The 19,939-nt window shown below is 47.9% G+C and carries 15 protein-coding genes; 7 read left to right on the plus strand and 8 right to left on the minus strand.

What is annotated here, in order from left to right; translation table 11 throughout:
• From ubiE to AAKU61_RS03265, 5 genes are all read right to left on the minus strand, one after another.
• The gene (ubiE, locus tag AAKU61_RS03245) at positions 1 to 735 is read right to left on the minus strand and encodes a bifunctional demethylmenaquinone methyltransferase/2-methoxy-6-polyprenyl-1,4-benzoquinol methylase UbiE (protein ID WP_354329626.1); all 735 of its coding nucleotides are present in this window, start codon (positions 733 to 735) and stop codon (positions 1 to 3) included.
• A gap of 64 nt (positions 736 to 799) precedes the next feature.
• A complete protein-coding gene (locus AAKU61_RS03250; protein ID WP_322121197.1) occupies positions 800 to 1,234 on the minus strand; it encodes a gamma-butyrobetaine hydroxylase family protein in 435 nt (144 codons plus the stop codon).
• A 349-nt stretch (positions 1,235 to 1,583) separates the two neighbouring features.
• Positions 1,584 to 2,054, minus strand: a complete 471-nt coding sequence (locus AAKU61_RS03255) for an HIT family protein (RefSeq protein ID WP_354329628.1) — start codon at positions 2,052 to 2,054, stop codon at positions 1,584 to 1,586.
• A 35-nt stretch (positions 2,055 to 2,089) separates the two neighbouring features.
• On the minus strand, positions 2,090 to 6,079 hold the full coding sequence (locus AAKU61_RS03260; protein ID WP_354329630.1) for a DUF3683 domain-containing protein: 3,990 nt from the start codon (positions 6,077 to 6,079) through the stop codon (positions 2,090 to 2,092).
• A gap of 435 nt (positions 6,080 to 6,514) precedes the next feature.
• The gene (locus tag AAKU61_RS03265) at positions 6,515 to 7,006 is read right to left on the minus strand and encodes a YqaA family protein (protein WP_322121195.1); all 492 of its coding nucleotides are present in this window, start codon (positions 7,004 to 7,006) and stop codon (positions 6,515 to 6,517) included.
• A 116-nt stretch (positions 7,007 to 7,122) separates the two neighbouring features.
• On the opposite strand from AAKU61_RS03265, the gene ilvA reads away from it, so the two are divergent.
• The 7 genes from ilvA to rapZ all read left to right on the plus strand — a co-directional run bounded on the left by ilvA (position 7,123) and on the right by rapZ (position 15,926).
• Positions 7,123 to 8,751, plus strand: coding sequence for a threonine ammonia-lyase, biosynthetic (gene ilvA, locus AAKU61_RS03270; protein ID WP_354329631.1), 1,629 nt, complete (start codon positions 7,123 to 7,125; stop codon positions 8,749 to 8,751).
• 54 nt (positions 8,752 to 8,805) lie between these two features.
• Positions 8,806 to 9,690 (plus strand): NADPH-dependent 7-cyano-7-deazaguanine reductase QueF, encoded by an 885-nt coding sequence (gene queF / locus AAKU61_RS03275; RefSeq protein ID WP_354329632.1) that lies wholly within the window; start codon positions 8,806 to 8,808, stop codon positions 9,688 to 9,690.
• Positions 9,691 to 9,765: 75 nt separating this feature from the next.
• Positions 9,766 to 10,413 carry a hypothetical protein gene (locus tag AAKU61_RS03280; protein ID WP_354329633.1) on the plus strand — a complete coding sequence of 216 codons (648 nt, stop codon included), beginning with the start codon at positions 9,766 to 9,768 and terminating at the stop codon, positions 10,411 to 10,413.
• 66 nt (positions 10,414 to 10,479) lie between these two features.
• Entirely contained in the window at positions 10,480 to 13,200 is a 2,721-nt protein-coding gene (locus AAKU61_RS03285) for a bifunctional diguanylate cyclase/phosphodiesterase (RefSeq protein ID WP_354329634.1), read from the plus strand.
• Positions 13,201 to 13,399: 199 nt separating this feature from the next.
• On the plus strand, positions 13,400 to 13,870 hold the full coding sequence (locus tag AAKU61_RS03290) for a PTS sugar transporter subunit IIA (RefSeq protein ID WP_354329635.1): 471 nt from the start codon (positions 13,400 to 13,402) through the stop codon (positions 13,868 to 13,870).
• Positions 13,871 to 13,968: 98 nt separating this feature from the next.
• The gene (gene hprK / locus AAKU61_RS03295) at positions 13,969 to 14,919 is read left to right on the plus strand and encodes an HPr(Ser) kinase/phosphatase (protein WP_354329636.1); all 951 of its coding nucleotides are present in this window, start codon (positions 13,969 to 13,971) and stop codon (positions 14,917 to 14,919) included.
• Positions 14,920 to 15,062: 143 nt separating this feature from the next.
• Entirely contained in the window at positions 15,063 to 15,926 is an 864-nt protein-coding gene (gene rapZ, locus AAKU61_RS03300) for an RNase adapter RapZ (protein ID WP_354329637.1), read from the plus strand.
• Positions 15,927 to 16,153: 227 nt separating this feature from the next.
• Here the strand turns inward: rapZ and AAKU61_RS03305 are convergent, their stop codons facing one another.
• The 3 genes from AAKU61_RS03305 to AAKU61_RS03315 are packed head-to-tail and all read right to left on the minus strand — an operon-like array spanning position 16,154 to position 19,757.
• Complete coding sequence (locus AAKU61_RS03305; protein WP_354329638.1) at positions 16,154 to 17,317, minus strand: ABC transporter permease; 1,164 nt, start codon at positions 17,315 to 17,317, stop codon at positions 16,154 to 16,156.
• Complete coding sequence (locus AAKU61_RS03310; protein WP_354329640.1) at positions 17,317 to 18,189, minus strand: ABC transporter ATP-binding protein; 873 nt, start codon at positions 18,187 to 18,189, stop codon at positions 17,317 to 17,319. The genes AAKU61_RS03305 and AAKU61_RS03310 overlap by 1 nt, the downstream gene beginning before the upstream one ends.
• Positions 18,186 to 19,757, minus strand: a complete 1,572-nt coding sequence (locus AAKU61_RS03315; protein ID WP_354329642.1) for an alpha/beta hydrolase — start codon at positions 19,755 to 19,757, stop codon at positions 18,186 to 18,188. The genes AAKU61_RS03310 and AAKU61_RS03315 overlap by 4 nt, the downstream gene beginning before the upstream one ends.
• Between the last annotated feature and the right edge of the window lie 182 nt (positions 19,758 to 19,939).

Consider the following 19,939-nt stretch of genomic DNA (forward strand, 5'->3'; position numbering starts at 1 on the left):
CTAGAGTTTGATACCAGTGTGGAGAGCGGCCACACCTGCCGTTAAATTAAAATACTGCACGCGATCCAGACCAGCGTCTTGCATCATGCCCTTCAAAGTCTCCTGATCTGGATGCATACGGATCGATTCGGCCAGATAACGATAACTGTCAGCATCATTCGCAATCTTTTGTCCCAACCAAGGCAGCACCTTGAAAGAGTACAGATCGTAAGGCTTTTGCATTACTTCTGGCACTTTAGAAAATTCCAGCACCAGCAATTTGCCGCCCGGCTTCAGCACCCGCTGCATTTCTGCCAATGCCTGATCTTTGTGCGTCATATTCCGCAAACCGAATGCCACACTCACGCGATCAAAGTAATTATCAGGAAAAGGCAATTTTTCTGCGTCACAAAGTGATGTTGGGGTAATCAAGCCTTTATTCAAGAGGCGATCACGACCGACTCGTAACATGGACTCATTGATGTCGGTATGCCAGACCTCGCCTGTCTTGCCCGCTTGCTTGACAAACTCTTTGGCGAGATCACCTGTGCCGCCAGCAATGTCCAGCACTTTGAAGCCCGGCCGCACGCCAGCCTGGGCAATCGTAAAAATTTTCCATGCGCGGTGCAAGCCCGCCGACATCAGGTCATTCATCACATCGTACTTAGCGGCAACTGAGTGAAAAACCTCCGCCACTTTGTGTACTTTTTGATCTTCTTCTACGGTGGTGTATCCGAAATGAGTGGTATTGGTCATGATATTGGCTGATAAGAGATTGTGCGCATAAGTATCTGGATTATAGGGCTCTGCCGGTTTTAGCTCAATGTTGATGACCGCAGGCACTTGCTTGCTTGTCTTGCATAGGAGCATCGCGGCCAGTGTCATCTGGATAACCTGCTACATGCAATCGGGTCATGTAGTCCAGCCAAAGTGATGCCTGGTTTTCGCCCAGCCAATACAGATAATCCCAGCTAAAAATCCCGCTATTGTGGGTGTCGGAGAAATGTGGCTGTACCGCGTAATTGCCAACGGGCTCAAGCGCCGTCAACGTCACGTCGCGCTTGCCGGTTTGTAGGGTCTCTTGCCCGACGCCATGGCCGCGTACTTCAGCGGAAGGCGAATACACCCTTAGCAATTCAAATGGCAAGGTAAATTCTTTGCCATCGTCAAAATGAACCTCCAACACGCGTGATTGAGTACGTACATTTAATGCCGTAGGGATTGGTGTCGGGATACTTTGTTTGGAGCCTGTCATGATGTTCCTGCTGTGCTGGCTGCTATGTTGATGGTTGATATTGAGCAATTAAAGTATTGCGCGGCATTAGTGCTGCTTGCTTATTTGACAGTCACTTGCCGGTCAGCTTAACGAGCACTTAAGACAAACACCATATTCCCAGGCGCACAACACTTTAAGTAATACTCCCACTATGTATATTTAATTGTCCGTATAATCATTGGACAATACGGCAATATTTATAAAAATGAGGGGGGTATATGTTAAATCGCTGTAAGTCCACGCGCAATACCGGCAATTGTACCTTTGGCGAACTGTCTGGTGTTGTTCCGGTGGAAATTCTGAATTACTCTCTTAATTACACCCTTGATTAATTTTCGCTGTTTTGGGATAAACGATTAATAATCGCGGCCTTCAATCCGGGCAATAAAGCCTGTCTGGCGCTAATGATCAGCAGAGCTGATTCGTCCTGCGCATCGGCGGTCACTTTTGCCTGCGCCCATACCGGATTCGGAAAATGCAAATCGTCGGTATAACGCGGAATAATATGCCAATGCAAATGCGGCACCATATTGCCAAAGCTGGCTAAGTTGATTTTATGTGGCTGCATTACCTCACGGATAGCCCGCTCGACATGCCAGACGGCTTCCATCACTTCATTGCGTTCTGCTGCCGGCAAATCCGTCATTTCTTTGATATGGTCATTCCACACCACGCGACAAAAACCCGGGTAATTGGCATCATCTACCAGCAATACTCGCCACCGCTGACTGGCAAAAATCACCTCCCCAGTTTGAGGATCGCACAACTCGCATGCTGGCGCTTCGGTCAACTTACTCATCAAATTATTCTTCAGCTCGCTGGTCAAATTCACCATCAGACCAACACCCGTTCTATACCGCCGTTGTTGGCGCGTGCCACATAATCTGGCAACCAGTTTTCGCCCAAAACATGTTTGGCCATTTCGACCACGATGTAGTCTGCGGTCGTGCCCGAGTCTTCATCGTAGCGGGTTAAGCCTTGCAAACAGGCTGGGCAAGAGGTCAGGATTTTCACATCACCAGCAAAACCATCGGCGCGCAATTTATCCGCACCTTTGAGCATTTCTTCTTCTTTACGGAAACGGATTTGCGTCGAAATATCCGGCCGCGATACTGCCAGCGTACCAGCCTCGCCACAGCAACGGTCGTTCTTTTCAATCTTTACATTATCGATTGTCGTAATCAGCGCGTTCACGGTTTTAAGCGGATCTTGTAGCTTCATCGGCGTATGGCAAGGGTCGTGGTACATGTAGCGCGTGCCATTGACACCTTCTAGCTTCATCCCTTTTTCCAACAAAAATTCATGAATGTCGATAATGCGGCAGCCCGGGAAAATTTTTTCAAACTGGTAGGTCGCCAGTTGGTCATAGCAAGTGCCACAAGAAACCACCACAGTTTTAATATCGAGGTAATTCAGCGTGTTTGCCATCCGGTGGAAAAGGACGCGGTTGTCTGTGATCATCTTTTCGGCTTTGTCGAATTGCCCGGCACTGCGTTGCGGATAACCGCAACACAAATAACCCGGTGGCAATACAGTTTGGACACCGACATTCCACAACATCGCCTGGGTCGCCAGACCTACCTGCGAGAACAGGCGCTCCGATCCGCAGCCGGGGAAATAAAATACCGCCTCAGTATCTGCCGTCGTAGTTTTGGGGTCGCGAATAATCGGGATGATTTTATCGTCCTCAATATCCAATAAAGCCCGCGCCGTTTTCTTCGGCAAATTGCCTGGCATTTTCTTATTAATAAAGTGAATCACCTGCTCTTTCATCGCAGGCTTGCCCAAGGATGCCGGCGGTGCTTTAGTCTGTTTTTTCGCTAATTGCTTGAGCACGGTATTACCCAAGCGTTGCGCCGCAACACCCCAGCCAAAAATCACCTGACGGGCAGCTTTAATCGTCGCAGGATCTTTCGCGTTGAGGAAAAACATTGCTGATGCTGTGCCCGGATTGAAGGATTTTTTGTCCATCTTCCGCAGTAAATTGCGCATATTCATCGAGACATCGCCAAAGTCGATATCGACCGGACACGGCGTCAGACATTTATGGCAGACCGTGCAATGGTCGGCTACATCTTCAAATTCTTCCCAGTGCTTAATCGAGATACCGCGACGGGTCTGCTCTTCATACAAAAAGGCTTCGACCAGCAGGGATGTTGCCAGAATTTTGTTACGTGGTGAGTACAGCAAATTCGCCCGCGGCACGTGGGTAGCGCACACCGGTTTGCACTTACCGCAACGCAGACAATCTTTTACGCTATTGGCAATGGCACCGATATCGCTCTGCTGCATAATCAGCGACTCGTGTCCCATCAATCCGAAGGACGGCGTGTACGCATTGCGCAGGTCGGCGGCGAACTCCGGCAGGTTCAGCAATTTTCCTTTATTAAAGCGCCCTTCCGGATCGATCCGTAATTTGTACGAGCGGAAATCCTTGATCTCATCTTCCGTCAAGAACTCTAGCTTGGTGATGCCGATACCGTGTTCGCCGGAGATCACGCCATTCAACGAACGCGCCAGCACCATGATGCGGGCAACAGCATGATGCGCCACTTGCAGCATCTCGTAATCGTCGGAATTAACAGGTAAATTGGTATGCACATTGCCGTCGCCCGCATGCATGTGCAAAGCAACGAAGACACGGCTGCGCAAGATTTTTTTATGAATCGCGGTGCACTCATCCAAGATCAATTTAAACGCGCTACCATTAAAAATCTGACGCAGATGCGCTCGGATTTCTTGCTTCCAAGAGACGCGAATCGTCCGGTCTTGCACAATACTAAATACCGTCGCATCAGTTTGTACTTGCAGGCGCTCATCAAAGACGAAGGCGAGTTTGTCTAGTTCCAGTGCAACCAGTTCATCCCGTGCATCACGCAAGGGTTTGTCGAGCTGGGTTAATAAATACGTCCAACGTGCGTGCGTGGCAGCGAGCAAACTCTTGGCTTGTAATACGCGATCTTCCAGTAATTCGTTGGCAGAAATATCGTCACCATCGGCATCTTCGCTTTTACCCAACGGTAGATTACCTTTGACGAAAAACGCCTGCAATTGCTCCAGCATCGCCAACTTATTCTGGATCGATAATTCAATATTGATGCGTTCAATACCATCGGTATATTCGCCCATACGATCCAGTGGAATAACCACGTCTTCGTTGATTTTAAAGGCGTTGGTATGCTTAGAAATCGCCGCCGTTTTGGCGCGATCAAGCCAGAATTTTTTGCGCGCTTCCGGACTCACTGCGACGAAACCTTCACCCACACGGGTGTTCGCCATACGTACTACTTCGGATGCAGCCTGTGCTACAGCGTTTTCATCATCGCCGACGATATCGCCAAACAAGGCCATCTTGGGCAACACGCCACGTTTGGATTTGGTGGTGTAACCAACGGCGCGCAAGTAGCGCTCGTCCAGATGTTCTAAGCCAGCCAGACGCAGAGTCGAGAAATTCTCGCCTCCCTTTTTTGGCAAGCCATCCAGATAATCTTTGATCTCGACAATACTCGGAATCGCGTCCCGTGCCTGACCGAAAAACTCCAGACAAACGGTGCGGGTAAATTTAGGCATCTTATGCAAAATCCAGCGCGCCGACGTGATCAGACCGTCGCAGCCTTCTTTTTGTACACCAGGCAAACCCGCCAGAAATTTATCGGTCACATCTTTGCCTAAACCCTCTTTGCGGAAGGTGCGACCAGGGATATCTAATTGCTCGGTTTTAAACGGCGTCTTTTCGCCGGGATGCGACCATTCCAGTTTGAACTTAGCTACTGCAACATCGTGAATCTTGCCAAGATTGTGTTCTAGTCGCGTGACTTCCAACCAATCGCCGTTGGGGTCGACCATTTTCCAAGAGGCCAGATTATCCAGCGCTGTGCCCCATAAAACCGCTTTTTTACCGCCTGCATTCATGGCGACATTGCCGCCTACGCAGGAGGCTTCTGCCGAGGTCGGATCAACTGCGAATACAAAACCAGCTTTGTCAGCGGCATCCGAGACCCGCTTGGTCACGACGCCGGCACCGGAATAAATAGTGGCGTATTCACGATCAACACCAGGCAACATCGTCATTTCGACCGCGCCTAATTGCTCTAATTTTTCGGTATTGATCACCGCTGACAATGGCGTGAGCGGAATCGCACCGCCTGTATAGCCGGTGCCACCGCCACGCGGAATGATGGTCAGACCCAGCGTGATACAGCATTTGACCAGCCCCGCCATCTCATCTTCGGTATCTGGCGTGAGCACAACAAACGGGTATTCCACGCGCCAGTCGGTGGCGTCGGTGACGTGCGAGACACGCGACAAACCATCAAATTTGATATTGTCTTTTGCGGTGTATTTTGCCAACAGCTTATTGGAACGCTTGCGCAAGTCGTAGGTATCGCGGAATTCTTTGGCGAATTGGGCGACAGCTTTGCGCGCTGCCTGCACCAAAATTTCTACGCTGTTGCTGCGCTCGCCGTCGTCATCATTAATCGTGCTGAGGCGACGCTTTTCCACTTCCGCCAGACGGTGATTTAGCGCATCGATCAGGGCTTGGCGACGCTTAGGATTGTCCAGCATGTCGTCTTGCAAATACGGATTGCGGCGCACCACCCAGATATCGCCCAGCACTTCATAGAGCATACGGGCAGAACGTCCTGTTTGGCGCTTACCACGCAGCTTGTCCAGCAAATCCCAGGCATCTTCGCCCAACAGGCGGATCACAATTTCGCGATCTGAAAAGGACGTGTAGTTATAAGGAATTTCGCGCACGCGGGTAGGCGTAGCGCCCGGAGCGAGGTCAGAAAGTAGAGCTTGAATTTGTGCTGGAGCGTTCATCAGTGGGATCTTTTGGACTGATCAAGGGCGGCAAAGTGAAACATCGATTTGCATTACATGCGTATCAATTGCGTATCACATGGGCATCACATAAAAATTATGTGCAAGCCCGGCCGCCAGATTTAAATATGCTAGGAAATTACAAACCATTCTAGCCTATTGCGGCGCACCACGCGGTAACAGCCTTACGCTTAATACGCCTTACCAGCCATACAAACTGAGGAATATTTTGATTTTTCCTAAGATTATTTGGCGAAGAGTTATTGAAAGATTTTTAAAAATAAAGGGAGTATGTTGGAAAATACCACCTAATGTCCAACAAACATATGGACATAATAATATACACATAGCAGTATATTATTTCGCCTTAGACAATGGGATTGAACTGGTATTGAAATTGGTATCGAACCAAATTATTGTGAGACAGGAGGATTTTTATGCCAACAAATCTGCCAGTCCACGCCAGAAACCATCCGGAACATTGAGCAATAGCCAGGTCATTAGTAGGTAACGCAAAAATTTACCGATGGCCATGTACATCACGCTGGGCCAAAAAGGGAGTTTGAGCCACCCGGCCAAGGTGCAGATCGGATCGCCAATCCCTGGCAACCAGGCAAGTAACATCGTCTTAGCACCGAAGCGCCGGAGCCAGCGAAACCAAGTGGTATCGCGTTCCGCGGCAAACGCTTTTTTAGCGTAATAGCCCATCCAATAATCGACCACGCCACCCAAGGTATTGCCGACGGTGGCGACAAACATTACCGCCCAATATAAATTGGGATTCGCCTTAATCACGGCAAAAACAGCCGGCTCTGATCCCAGAGGTAATAAAGTAGCGGAGATAAAGCTAATCAAAAATACCGAAGTCAACCCGACTTCTGGCAGTGCCAATAAATTTAATAAACCATGAATCGCTGCCTCTATCATACTAATCCGATGCTGTTGTGATGCTGCTGTAGTTGGGTGATGGTGCGTCATGCTGCTTAAACAGCGCTCTTGTCGCGTTCTTATAGTGTCTTAAATATGGCATCCATTATAATGACATGCTATTTGCTATCGTTTTTGTACGCTATTTGCATGATTTCTATGCTTTTTTACTACCCCGACTAAGTCAAATCACCTCCAACACCACCTCCATGACGACCGATTATCTTAAAAAAATCCTGACAGCCCGCGTCTATGACGTGGCATTTGAAACACCGCTGGAATTTGCCCCTAGCTTGTCAGCTCGCATGGAAAACCGAATTTTGTTTAAACGCGAAGATATGCAAAGTGTCTTCAGCTTTAAGATACGCGGTGCGTACAACAAAATGGCACATTTGACCGCAGCACAATTAAAACGTGGGGTGATTTGTGCGTCTGCTGGCAATCATGCGCAGGGTGTTGCGATGTCTGCCGCCAAGCTCAATTGCAAAGCGGTGATCGTGATGCCAACCACCACGCCACCGGTGAAGATAGATGCAGTGCGTACATTTGGCGGCAGCAATGTTGACATCGTCTTACATGGCGATTCTTATAGCGATGCTTATGCGCAAGCGGTTTTATTGGAAAAGAAGCAGAAACTGACCTTCGTTCATCCATTTGATGACCCTGATGTCATCGCCGGCCAAGGTACGGTAGGAATGGAAATTTTGCGCCAACATGCACAGCCTATCCATGCAATTTTTGTCGCAATTGGCGGCGGCGGCTTGATTTCTGGCGTTGCAGCCTATGTCAAAGCCGTGCGCCCGGACATCAAAGTCATCGGGGTGCAATCGGTTGATTCCGACGCCATGGCACGCAGCGTCAAAGCCGGTCGACGCATTACTTTAAACGACGTTGGCCTGTTCTCCGACGGCACAGCCGTCAAATTAGTCGGCGAAGAAACTTTCCGTATCACCAAAGAGCTGGTCGATGACATCATCCTGGTCGATACTGACGCAATCTGCGCGGCGATCAAGGACGTATTTCAAGACACACGCAGTATTTTAGAGCCCGCCGGTGCCTTAGCCGTTGCTGGCTGCAAAGCGTATATTGAACGCGCCAAAGCGAGCAAAAAACCGCTGAAGAATGAAACTTTAGTCACTATCGCTTGCGGCGCGAATATGAACTTCGACCGCCTGCGTTTTGTGGCAGAACGCGCTGAAGTCGGTGAAGCGCGCGAAGCTGTATTCGCAGTGACGATCCCGGAAGAACGCGGTAGTTTCCGCCGTTTTTGCGAACTGGTCGGCGCACGCAATGTGACGGAATTCAACTACCGTATCAGCGATCAAAAAGCCGCGCATATTTTTGTCGGCATCCAAGTCAGTAACCGGGACGATTCCAGCAAAATCGCCAAGAATTTTGTCAAACATGGTTTTCCTACGCTCGATCTGACACATGATGAATTAGCGAAGCTGCATATTCGTCATCTGGTCGGCGGCAAAAGTGCGCTGGCGGAGAATGAATTACTGTACCGCTTTGAATTTCCAGAGCGTCCGGGTGCATTAATGCGCTTTTTAAATAGCATGGCACCGAACTGGAATATCAGCTTATTCCACTACCGTAACCATGGCGCGGATTACGGACGAACTTTAGTCGGTTTGCAGGTTCCAAAGAAGGAGATGAAGGCATTCAAAGAATTCCTCAACTCGCTGGGCTACCGCTATTGGGATGAAAGCAGTAACCCAGCCTACCAGTTGTTTTTGGGTTAATTTAACGATCTATATTGATACCAACGTGATGCCAACGTTACAAAATTTGATGCTATGACAGAACCAAAACCAGACTCCAAGCAAAATTTACCGATCAATCCAGCACCGGACTCCCCCGAGCAATCATTGTTGGGCAAGCCTGCGACATATCAGTCGGATTACGACGCTAGTTTGCTTTTCCCCATTGCGCGCGCTGGCAAGCGGGAAGAAATTGGCATTCATAACAACACATTGCCCTTTTTTGGTCTGGATATCTGGAATGCTTATGAAGTCTCGTGGCTCAATTTGCGTGGCAAACCCCAAGTGGCAATTGCCACCATCAGCGTGCCGGCAGACTCGCCCAATATTGTTGAATCCAAATCCTTTAAGCTCTATCTCAACTCATTCAATCAAACCAAGTTAGCAGGTGCAGACGCTTTAATCAGTTTGCTACAAGCCGATTTGTCTGCCGGTTTTGGTGCGCCGGTGCATGTCACACTGACCTTGGCAGAACAGTTTGGACAATTAAAGATGCTGGAGTTGGAAGGTAGTTTGCTGGACAGGTTAGATATTGAGGTCAGCAGCTACACACCGAATCCATCTTTGCTCAAAGCCAATCAAGAATCTGTTCCCGTGGAAGAAACCTTAGTCTCTCATCTGCTCAAATCAAATTGTCTGGTGACCGGACAACCGGATTGGGGCAGCGTACAAATCCGCTATGTAGGACCACAAATCGAGCAGGAGAGTCTGCTGCAATATCTAATCGGATTTCGCGACCATAACGAATTCCACGAACAATGTGTAGAGCGCATCTTCTGCGACATCATGCAGCATTGCAAACCGCAAAAATTATCGGTCTATGCGCGCTATACCCGACGCGGCGGACTAGATATTAATCCATGGCGTAGCAATTTCAGCACAGGTCAAAAGCCTCCCAACGCAAGGAATGCACGTCAGTAATTGATGCCAGTAAGGTACTCCAATAATGCTTATTCTTAAGGCATATCAATAATTTTTAACCTTAATTTTCTCACTATGTTGAACTCTATTTTTAAAAAAACTAGCCTTTTTCTTTACTTCAGTATTGCGGGCATCTGCGCAAGTGCTCCAGCAATAGCGTCAGAAACGCCAGACGTGCTACCAACAGACGTTGCGGCAACAATGCCAGCGCCGAAATCAGCAGAAGATATGAGCTGGTGGCAACGATTTAAATCTGACTCGGAAGCCAAAGCACATAAAATAATGGACGAGGGAGATTTATCCATTATGCTTTCCGGCTACGCACATCATGGTCGGGGCACTTATACACGTGAGCGAATTGCCGAATTAAACGAAGATGCTTGGGGTATGGGTTTTAGCAAGCAAATCCGGGATGCTAAAGATAATGAAGAATCTTTGTATGCGCTAGGCATTACCGACTCTCATTACAAACCACAATTGATGGCAGGCTATGCTTACCAATGGATGAAACCTCTGGGGCCGCTTGAGGCGGGGCTTGGATACACAACACTGTTGATCAGTCGTGCTGACTACTTTCACCATTTTCCATTCCCTATCGTATTGCCAGTAGCATCAATCGGCACAAGAAGCAGCAAAGTCATGGCCGCTTATGTGCCGCGCCTGTCAAAAAATAAGGGAAATGGCGATGTACTGTTGGTATTCGTCCGATTTGATCTTAAGTAGTTGTGACACTGCCGTGCATCGGTTACATTAGCCAATAATTAATATTTCAGCCTCAGCCATATTGTTGTGAGTTCCATAGCCAAGTTAAGCAGTACGAAAAATGACATTGCTAATAGTAATGATTGGCAAGCTGCGCTGTTAGAACATCATCCAGACGCGATTTACGTGTTTATTGATGAGATATTGGTCTATACCAACATCGCTGGTATCACTTTATTGAAAGCAGAATCCGCTACGCAAGTTCTGGGTAAAAAGGCAAGCGAGTTTTTATTGCTACCAGTTGAACTCAGCGGTGCATCTCTGTCTGCGTCCTCCTCTGAAACTCAGTCTTTAAGTCACTTGCTAGATCAACAGCTAGTACTACAAGCAGATTGCGCTACGCAAATATGTCAGTGTAGACAAATGGATGGCGAATATCGACAGATAGATGTACGTGGCGCGTATTTTTCATATCAATCCAAAGCCGCAATACAACTGGTGGTGCGAGAAAATAAAAACGTCTCCACATCGGATTTAGCAACATCTGATTCAAACACCCTCAAGTATGTAACCAGACACAAATCTAGTCGTGTTCATGAAGCTTTACATCACGAGAAAGAAATCCTCGAAATGATTGCTCTGGACAAACCGCTTGCACATATTTTGCAAGATGTTTGTGATCGCATGGAACGCTTGCTGGATAATGAAGCACTATGCGCCATCATGATGTTTGATGAGCGTAATCAAAGCTTGCAGCTGGGCGCAGCGCCATCACTGCCCGCAGAATTTTGCGTCTCCATAGAATCACTTCCGATTGGTTTGCGTAACGGATCGGGCCCGGCGGCAATCCACCACAACAGAATTATTGTGGTGGACGATATCGCACATAATCAGCTTTGGGAGCACGGTCGGAAACTAGCGCTTAAGCATGGCTTGCGCTCTTGCTGGTCAGTGCCAATTACTACTGCGTTTAATGTGGTACTTGGAACGGTAGATATTTACCACCACACCAAACGTAGCCCTAGTGAGGATGAGCAAGCATTAATCAAAGATGCGACCGATCTGATTGCTTTAGCAATCGACAAAAAAAACATGGAGCAAAGTCTAGAAGAAAGCGAACAGCGCTACCGCTCTGTCGTCACTAATCTGACTGAAGGTATTATGGTGGTTGCTCCTGGCGGACAAATTCTGACCTGCAATCCCAGCGCCATGCGAATTTTAAAAATCAATTCGAATGATGCGCAAAATGCCGGTCGTCGTCATCGCTACTTCAAGCGCATTATCAATGAAGATGGCACAGAACAAAAAATGGGAGACGATTTAGTCTCCAAGGTGTTTCGTACCAATATACCCATCCTGAATTTATCTATAGGGCTGGAACTGCGTGACCGTTCTATTGCCTGGTTAGTCGTGAATGTTTTACCGATCAGTCAAATCAGTAGTAAAGCGACGACTGCCGTCCTAATCTCATTTACGGATACCACAGAGGTCAGAGAAACTCAGCGCCAGTTGCAATATATTGCGTCCCACGATGCACTGACGGGCTTGCCGAACCGGCATCAACTCCATCAGCGTTTGCAGCATGCTTTGTTTAACGCGAGGCATAACCAGCATAAAGTCGCTGTATTATTTCTGGACTTGGATCGCTTTAAAAATGTGAATGACACTGCCGGACATGCGGCTGGCGATAATCTATTGAAAGATGTAGCGACCAGACTTAACTCGTGTATCCGCACTACCGACATGCTAACCCGCTTGGGTGGCGATGAATTTGTGATTGTGGCAGAAGCTTTTGATACCGCTTTGCATTTAAAAGAGCTGGCTGAGCGCGTACTCGCGCAAATGCGTGAGCCGTTCTTGATCGATGGTAACGAATACCACCTTGGTACATCAATCGGCATTAGCATTTTCCCTCATGACGCAGACGACGCACCGACCTTGCTGCGCAGCGCAGATTCCGCCATGTATTACGCCAAGGAACTAGGACGGAATAACTACCAGTTCTTCACCACCGAATTGAATGTCCGCGCCCAGCATCGTTATACCTTAGAGAAAAACTTACGTCGCGCCCTGATCGAGGAAGAATTTTTGGTATATTACCAGCCAAAAGTCTGCTTGAGCACCTCACGCATACTGGGTGCAGAGGCACTGATACGCTGGCAAATGCCAGAATCTGGCTTAATCCCGCCAACGGACTTTATCCCGATTTCAGAAGAAATTGGTTTGATCCTGCCTATTGGTCGCTGGGTTTTAGAACAAGCCTGCAAACAAACCAAAGTATGGCGCGATACTCTCATCCCAGATCTGGTCGTCAGCGTCAATATTTCGCCACGTCAATTCCAAGATCCTAGTCTGGTGAAGTTTATCCATCAGGTGTTAGAGGAAACCAACTTACCTGCGAATGCGTTGCAACTAGAGATTACCGAAGGCTTATTAATGGGTGAAATTGACCTGTTGTTGCCAGTATTTGCAGCGATTAAAAAATTGGGTGTTAGCATTTCACTGGACGACTTTGGCACTGGATTCTCGTCACTGTCTTACCTGCAACGCTTCCCGATTGATAATCTGAAAATTGATCGTTCGTTTATCCGCGAGATTCCAGAAAATCAGGATTCTGTGATTTTGACGCACGCCATTATTGCGATGGCGAATGCGCTGGGTATGAGTGTTACGGCCGAAGGTGTAGAAAAAGCGGAGCAAATGTTTTTCCTGACAGAATCTGGTTGCCAGGAAATGCAAGGCTATTATTTTAGTAAGCCGCTGCCAAAAGACGAGTTTGAACAATTGTTGATCAGTCATACGCGCTAAACCGACCAAAGCTTTTCGTCATGCGGTCTTAAGCTTACTTTAGAAGTTTTATCCGTTTTTCAACAATTTCTCTTAGCGTTTCTGTTAAAGCTTTTGTTAGTATTTTTGTCAATTAGGCAGACAAAGAAAAGAAGCCTATAATTTGCCAGATGCGCCTCTTGTGCATCGCACCATTTTGCTGAAATACAGATCTTGCGTCATGACAAACATTGCGAAAATACTCCCCCTCTCCAACGTCTTACTGGACTTAGAAGTGTCCAGCAAAAAAAGAGCCTTTGAACAAGCTGGCCTGTTATTTGAAAATAATTGCAGTATTGCTCGCTCTACCGTCTCGGATAACCTGTTCGCCAGAGAACGTCTGGGCTCAACCGGGCTTGGTCATGGTGTTGCTATTCCGCATGGTCGTATCAAGGGATTAAAAGCGCCGATTGCGGCATTTGTGCGCTTGGCAGAGCCAATTCCTTTCGAGTCTCCAGATGGACAAGCAGTCAGCATTTTGATTTTTCTGCTGATGCCAGACAATGTGACGCAGCAACATCTGGAGATATTGTCTGAAGTTGCTGAAATGTTATCCAACGAGGCATTTCGGGATACGCTCAACAGTGAAGTCAGCGCCGGTGCTATTTATGAAAAAATTATCGCCTGGCAGCCAAATCCACAATTTGTCTGAATTTGTCTAGCTTGGCAAATCAAAGCGCCAACCTGCGGTAATTGCGCTTTGTTGTCGTTGTTGTCCACGTCCCTCCCATTGATTTTAATCAAGCTACCATGCCACTACTGACCGAACTGACTATACAAAAAATCTTTGATGACAATCGGGATGCAATGCAGTTAGGCTGGTTTGCCGGATTCTCTGGCGGTGATAAACAAATTACGGGCGACGCCACCTCTTCTGCGGATCAGGTTGGTCATCTTAACTTTATCCATCCCGGCCGTATTCAGGTGCTAGGGCATCAAGAACTGGCCTACTTCCATCGATTACCATCGCATTCACGCGGTAATTTGATTAAAGAATTGATTGCCGGTGCGCCACCGGCACTGATCGTGGCACAAGGATTAGAAACGCCGCAAGCGATTCTGGCCACCTGCGACGACAATAATATTCCCCTGTTTTCTACCCCCTTACCTTCTGCACAGGTAATCGATTTTTTACGCGTTTATCTGTCCAAAAAGCTGGCACAACGCACGACTATGCATGGCGTGTTTATGGATGTGCTTGGAGTTGGCGTATTAATCACAGGCGAATCTGGCCTGGGTAAAAGCGAACTGGGGCTAGAGCTGATCTCCCGCAGTCATGGACTGGTGGCAGATGATGCGGTGGAATTTTCGCGTATCGCTCCCAATATGATAGAAGGTCGCTGTCCGGAATTATTACAAAATTTACTGGAAGTACGTGGCCTTGGTCTGCTCGATATCAAAGCAATTTTTGGTGAAACCGCCGTGCGTCGCAAGATGCGCCTCAAGCTGATTGTGCATCTGGTCAAACGCAGTACGCTGGAAGAAAATTACGAACGTCTGCCGATTGATTCTCCTAGCCAGGAAGTCTTAGGATTACCCATACGCAAAGTCGTTATCCCAGTCGCCGCTGGACGAAACATTGCGGTACTGCTGGAAGCCGCGGTGCGTAACACTATCTTGCAATTACGCGGTATCAATACATTAGAAGATTTTATGGAGCGACAGCGTCGTGCCATGAATGAAGATTCGAATCATTCTTAACAAACCGCAATGTTCGACATCAGCTCGACATAAAGTTCAGTGCGAACACAGTACATCCCCGGGACAAGATGTAGTTAAATGTCAGATAACATTTGAAATCAGTGTCAAAATACAGACATTGATTCCCCACCAATCTGACCATCATGCACATCATACTTATCTCTGGTATTTCTGGCTCTGGCAAATCAGTTGCGCTCAATGTTGTAGAAGATGCGGGGTTTTATTGTGTCGATAATCTACCACCCAGCTTGTTACCAGAGTTAGTCAGCACCCTGATTAGCGAAGGCATACAATCAGCAGCGATGGCGATTGATTCGCGCAGTGCCCATCTGCTGACCAGTTTGCCGGATACGGTTCAAAAATTGCGTAGTGAAGGTCACATAGTCAAAATCTTGTTTTTAACTGCCAGCACCGAATCACTGGTAGCAAGATTTTCTGAAACTCGCCGCACCCATCCTCTTTCTCATCGTCTGCAAAAAAATCCTGCTTTAGGTGATCGCCTTAGTCTGATGGAATGTATTCAGGAAGAGCGCGAAATCCTGGCAACAGTTCAGTTTCTGTCGCATGTTATTGATACGTCCAATCTCAGCGCCAATAAGTTGCGCGAATGGGTTAAACATGTCGTCCAAATAGAACATGCACCCTTAGTGCTGATGTTTGAGTCGTTTGCATTCAAGGTCGGCGTCCCACTAGATGCTGATTTTGTGTTTGACGTACGGATGCTGCCTAACCCCTATTACGACTTGGATCTGCGTGCATTAACCGGCCGCGATCTTCCGGTCATCAACTATTTAAACGGCCAGGCAGTCGTGCATGATTTGTATGAGGACATACGACAGTTTGTAGAAAAATGGCTACCCTCGTTTAAACACGATAACCGCAGCTATCTGACGATAGCGATTGGTTGCACCGGGGGCCAGCATCGCTCGGTATTTATGGTGGAAAAATTAGCTGATTATTTTAAGAGCGCAGAGCAAGTTCTGGTAAGACATCGCCGGTTGGGTTAATCAAATCCAGCTTTTCTGCTAGTCCATGATCACTCCTAAAACGCAGATAACATAGTTGTGTTGAGGAATAATACCGTCGCAATGTAAGCGCAACGCGACAGCAGATTCTTTCTGCCAATAATAAATACTCCCCATATGTATTATTTATCGTCCATATAATCATTGGACAATAAGCCGTTTTATTGAAATTTATGGGGGAGTATATTGGATTAATCTAAACTACAGCCCTAAGCCATCACCACACGCCGCATTTTCTGCGCCACATACGACAAGCTGGCGATCGTCAAGGCAACACAAACTCCAAGTGCAATCATGGTTACGACCATGCTCAAGGCCTCACCTTTTAAGACTTTATTCATCATCTGGTTTTGTGCCAGTACCGGAACCCAGCGGAACCAGGTCGGTTCTGGTCCGGTTGAAAATAACATCATCATCGGTACCATGTTCACCACAAGAATAAACATTTGATTACGGACTTGGGCTTCTTTATAGCTTTTACAATCTAGCGCAATCGCTACCTGTACGGCTGCCAGACTAGCGGCTAAGGGCAACAAGACCAATAAGAATCCCAGTGCATCTTTGATCCCGAACTGGAATAAAGCCCGCAAGGTCTCATTACGTATCAGCCATTGCGACGGAAAAAAACTCAGTACCGTCAGCACCACAACTAACATACTGACCGTCGCCACCGCGCCCCATTTGCCAACCGCCAATTGCCAGCCAGAGACCGGGTTCATCATCAAGGGCTCCAGCGATCCACGCTCGCGCTCGCCAGCGGTGGCGTCAATCGCGGCGTACATGCCGCCCATCAAAATTGCCATTAACATCGCCATCGGCAACATGCTGGTAATGCTGTCTTTACGCTCTTCGGGGCGGCTTAAATAACGCTCTTTCACTTCAATCAATTGCAAGATTTCTGGCGATACACCCCGCATCATTAAGCTCATCACCGCACCTTCCTGGGTATAAGCATCTAAAATTCTTTTCAGCGGCCGCAAACCAAACTCAGCTTGCTTGTTAGACGTGTCGTAGGCGATTTCTAAAGTCACTTTTTGACCCGCTGCCAGCTTTTCATCGAAACCATCCGGGACCAATAACACCGGCTGATCCAATTCTTTACTACGGGATTTGGCGACATAATCTGCCGGCGCAGGCTTGACTTTATAACCTTGCCGCAAAATGAAATTTTCTAAGCTGGGCGCATTGTTGATACCAACTACCAGCACCGATCTTTTCTCTTCTTGAGACTCCACTTGTGACAAGACCTCGGACATAATGACCAGCAGCATTGGCACTAAAAATAGCGAGCTAAAAATGACGATGAGCAAGGCACGGCGGTCGCGCATAGCATCCATCATTTCTTTACGAAAAATAGCGAGCATGGCTTTCATCAGTATGTCCTCTCCGTCGCTATTGCTGAATTAATTTCTGAACTAATCGCTGGCTTAGTTGCTGAACTAATTGCTGAATTAGTCTCACGATTTAAAAAAGCTAGCTTGACAAACGCGTCTTCAAAATTCGGTTCCTCCGCTTGCTGTAACAATTCCGCCACCGTGCCTTTCGCCACATTGCGCCCTTGTGCAACGATTACCACCTGATCGCACAAACGTTCAACTTCTTGCATGATATGAGTAGAAAAAATGATGCACTTACCGCCACCTTCCGGCGATCTTAGCCAACGTAAAAAATCACGCAGTGCACGGGTGGCAACCACATCCAGACCATTGGTCGGTTCGTCCAGAATAATATTTTTAGGGTTGTGAATTAAAGCCCGCGCTAGAGCAGTTTTCATTCTCTCGCCCTGACTAAATCCATCGGTACGCCGGTCCAGTAATGCTGTCATCTCCAGCCAATGAGCAAGCTGATCAGTACGTTGCTCAATCAAACTACGCGACATGCCATGCAAGGTGCCGTAGTAATAAATATTTTCACGTGCGGTTAAACGTGGATACAGTCCACGCGCATCGGACAAAATACCCATATTGGATTGTGTGCCTTGCTGACCGGCTCTGACCTTAATACCGTCAACTGAAATCTCGCCACGATCAGATTCCAGCAGCGACGCTACCATACGCAGAGTTGTCGTTTTGCCGGCACCGTTAGCACCTAACAAGCCAGTAATCGCACCATCGCTTGCGGTAAAACTAACACCATCAACTGCCTTCACCATTTCTTGCTGACGCTTACCAAAATTGAGGTTGAAGGCAAATTTTGGCTTACCCTGACGTACAAAGGCTTTGTGTAAATCATGGACGATGATCATGGCTTGGCTCCTTGCGGCGCTACTGTTTCTGGCATCGGCGTGGTGGGCAAAGTAATAGCCGGAGCTTGCCACGCTAACGGTCGCGGGATCTGGTGTACACATTTCGCATCGACCTTAATCGCGTCCTGATCTTCTTTGGCATTGAAGTAGCGATACACCACATCACGCACACATCCTTGCGATAACAAACCATGGCCTGCATTGTCTATCGTGATGTGGCGAGCATTTGCACCAAGCGCTTTAGCGACGCTGTCGCCATGGCGGGTAGGGGTTACCGGATCGATGCCGCCACTGAGTAACAACACCGGTGCCGGACTGACTGGAATGGTGTAAAAAGCTGGCGGAATTACGGCATGCGGCCAGTTGGCGCAGACCGCCCCATACATGCCGTCCATGAGTTTTTCAAAATCATCGCTAGCGGGTTTCAGTATTGGATGAGCATACGCTTCACCACACCAGACTGAAAAATGCATACCATAAGCAATGCCCAAAGGAGAAGGCAAACCCAGTGCGCCGCTTAAGGTAATCAGAGGCGCATAATTAGTTTGCTCGGCCTGCGTCAACGCGTAGGGTAAAGCGGCTGCACTGGTAGGCGCATACAAAGTTTTATGCACCAAACTCAGCAAGGTATCGCGACTGATCGTGACCGGGATTTTATTGCCCAGACGTGGATGTATTACCGTGACGGATTGCGGCAGACTCGCTAATAATTTTTTCCAGCACGCGGCCAGATCAGGATAAGCCTTGTTGCAACGCGCATCTTTAGCACAATCTGCGAAGACGCCGTCTAGGGCCTTTTGCGCGTCTGCAGCAGGCAAGCGCATGTCGGGCGGCACGACGCCATCAATCACTAAACGCCGGACAGATTGTGGATATTGGCGCAAAAATTCTAAGCCGACTCGCGTCCCGTAGGATGCACCAACCAAATTGATTTTTCCGTAAGCCTGGCTAAGCCGCACTGCCTCCAAATCTTGTACTGCGATGCTGGTACTAAAAAACCGCAAGTCACCATAGGGCAAGGCCTGCAATTTCTTCATGCAAGCAAGTGCTAACTTTACGGTACCGTTGGTATCTGCCAGATCGCCACCGTTCTCTAGCTCTGGACATTGCAGCGGTGCGCTTTGCCCTGTCCCGCGCTGATCGACAAAGACCAAATCACGGCGACGATTTAAACGCCCTAATACTGTCTGCCCCCAAGCCGCAGCATTGATGGCACTTTGCCCTGGTCCGCCTGCGAGGACAAAGACCGCATCACTTAATTTGTTTTTATCTTGCGAGGGCACCACAACGAAATGCACAGTAATTTTTTTACCTGCGGGCTGAGCAGGGTCAAGCGGACGCTGAATCTGACCACATTGCACCTCTTGCGGATAATCAGCAATACGGCAAGAGCTGGTCTTGACTCTAGCGGTCATTTCAGCAAGAGTTTGCGCTGATACTTCAGCTGATACTTCAGCTGACACTTGCGCTGACAATTGAGCTGATGCAGCAACGGAATTCGCCAGCATGAAGGCAAGGCCAAAACCCACACGACAACTGATATTAGCGACGGAGTTAAGCAAGTTCATCTGTTTTAAATTTCTAAAAATAATACTGTAAATGTAGCGGCATTTGTAAAAAGCAAGGCTACAACATGAAGCGCTTCTATTCATGTCTTTATTTATACTTTTATCGAGGACTCTTGTAGTACAGACCTAAGTTTGCGCCGCTCTTATTCAATTCGGCAAGCTTGCGATGAAATCAATTTTAA

It is taken from the genome of Undibacterium sp. GrIS 1.2 (assembly GCF_040544435.1).
GTDB lineage: Bacteria > Pseudomonadota > Gammaproteobacteria > Burkholderiales > Burkholderiaceae_D > Undibacterium.

What these genes read in the sequence shown, in the direction of transcription:
- rapZ (WP_354329637.1), top strand. Translation starts at nt 15,063, where the DNA reads ATGCACATCATACTTATCTCTGGTATTTCTGGCTCTGGCAAATCAGTT.
- AAKU61_RS03305 (WP_354329638.1), bottom strand. Translation starts at nt 17,317, where the DNA reads ATGAAAGCCATGCTCGCTATTTTTCGTAAAGAAATGATGGATGCTATG.
- queF (WP_354329632.1), top strand. Translation starts at nt 8,806, where the DNA reads ATGACAGAACCAAAACCAGACTCCAAGCAAAATTTACCGATCAATCCA.
- AAKU61_RS03250 (WP_322121197.1), bottom strand. Translation starts at nt 1,234, where the DNA reads ATGACAGGCTCCAAACAAAGTATCCCGACACCAATCCCTACGGCATTA.
- AAKU61_RS03265 (WP_322121195.1), bottom strand. Translation starts at nt 7,006, where the DNA reads ATGATAGAGGCAGCGATTCATGGTTTATTAAATTTATTGGCACTGCCA.
- AAKU61_RS03255 (WP_354329628.1), bottom strand. Translation starts at nt 2,054, where the DNA reads ATGAGTAAGTTGACCGAAGCGCCAGCATGCGAGTTGTGCGATCCTCAA.
- ilvA (WP_354329631.1), top strand. Translation starts at nt 7,123, where the DNA reads ATGCTATTTGCTATCGTTTTTGTACGCTATTTGCATGATTTCTATGCT.
- AAKU61_RS03315 (WP_354329642.1), bottom strand. Translation starts at nt 19,757, where the DNA reads ATGAACTTGCTTAACTCCGTCGCTAATATCAGTTGTCGTGTGGGTTTT.
- ubiE (WP_354329626.1), bottom strand. Translation starts at nt 735, where the DNA reads ATGACCAATACCACTCATTTCGGATACACCACCGTAGAAGAAGATCAA.
- AAKU61_RS03280 (WP_354329633.1), top strand. Translation starts at nt 9,766, where the DNA reads ATGTTGAACTCTATTTTTAAAAAAACTAGCCTTTTTCTTTACTTCAGT.
- hprK (WP_354329636.1), top strand. Translation starts at nt 13,969, where the DNA reads ATGCCACTACTGACCGAACTGACTATACAAAAAATCTTTGATGACAAT.
- AAKU61_RS03290 (WP_354329635.1), top strand. Translation starts at nt 13,400, where the DNA reads ATGACAAACATTGCGAAAATACTCCCCCTCTCCAACGTCTTACTGGAC.
- AAKU61_RS03260 (WP_354329630.1), bottom strand. Translation starts at nt 6,079, where the DNA reads ATGAACGCTCCAGCACAAATTCAAGCTCTACTTTCTGACCTCGCTCCG.
- AAKU61_RS03310 (WP_354329640.1), bottom strand. Translation starts at nt 18,189, where the DNA reads ATGATCATCGTCCATGATTTACACAAAGCCTTTGTACGTCAGGGTAAG.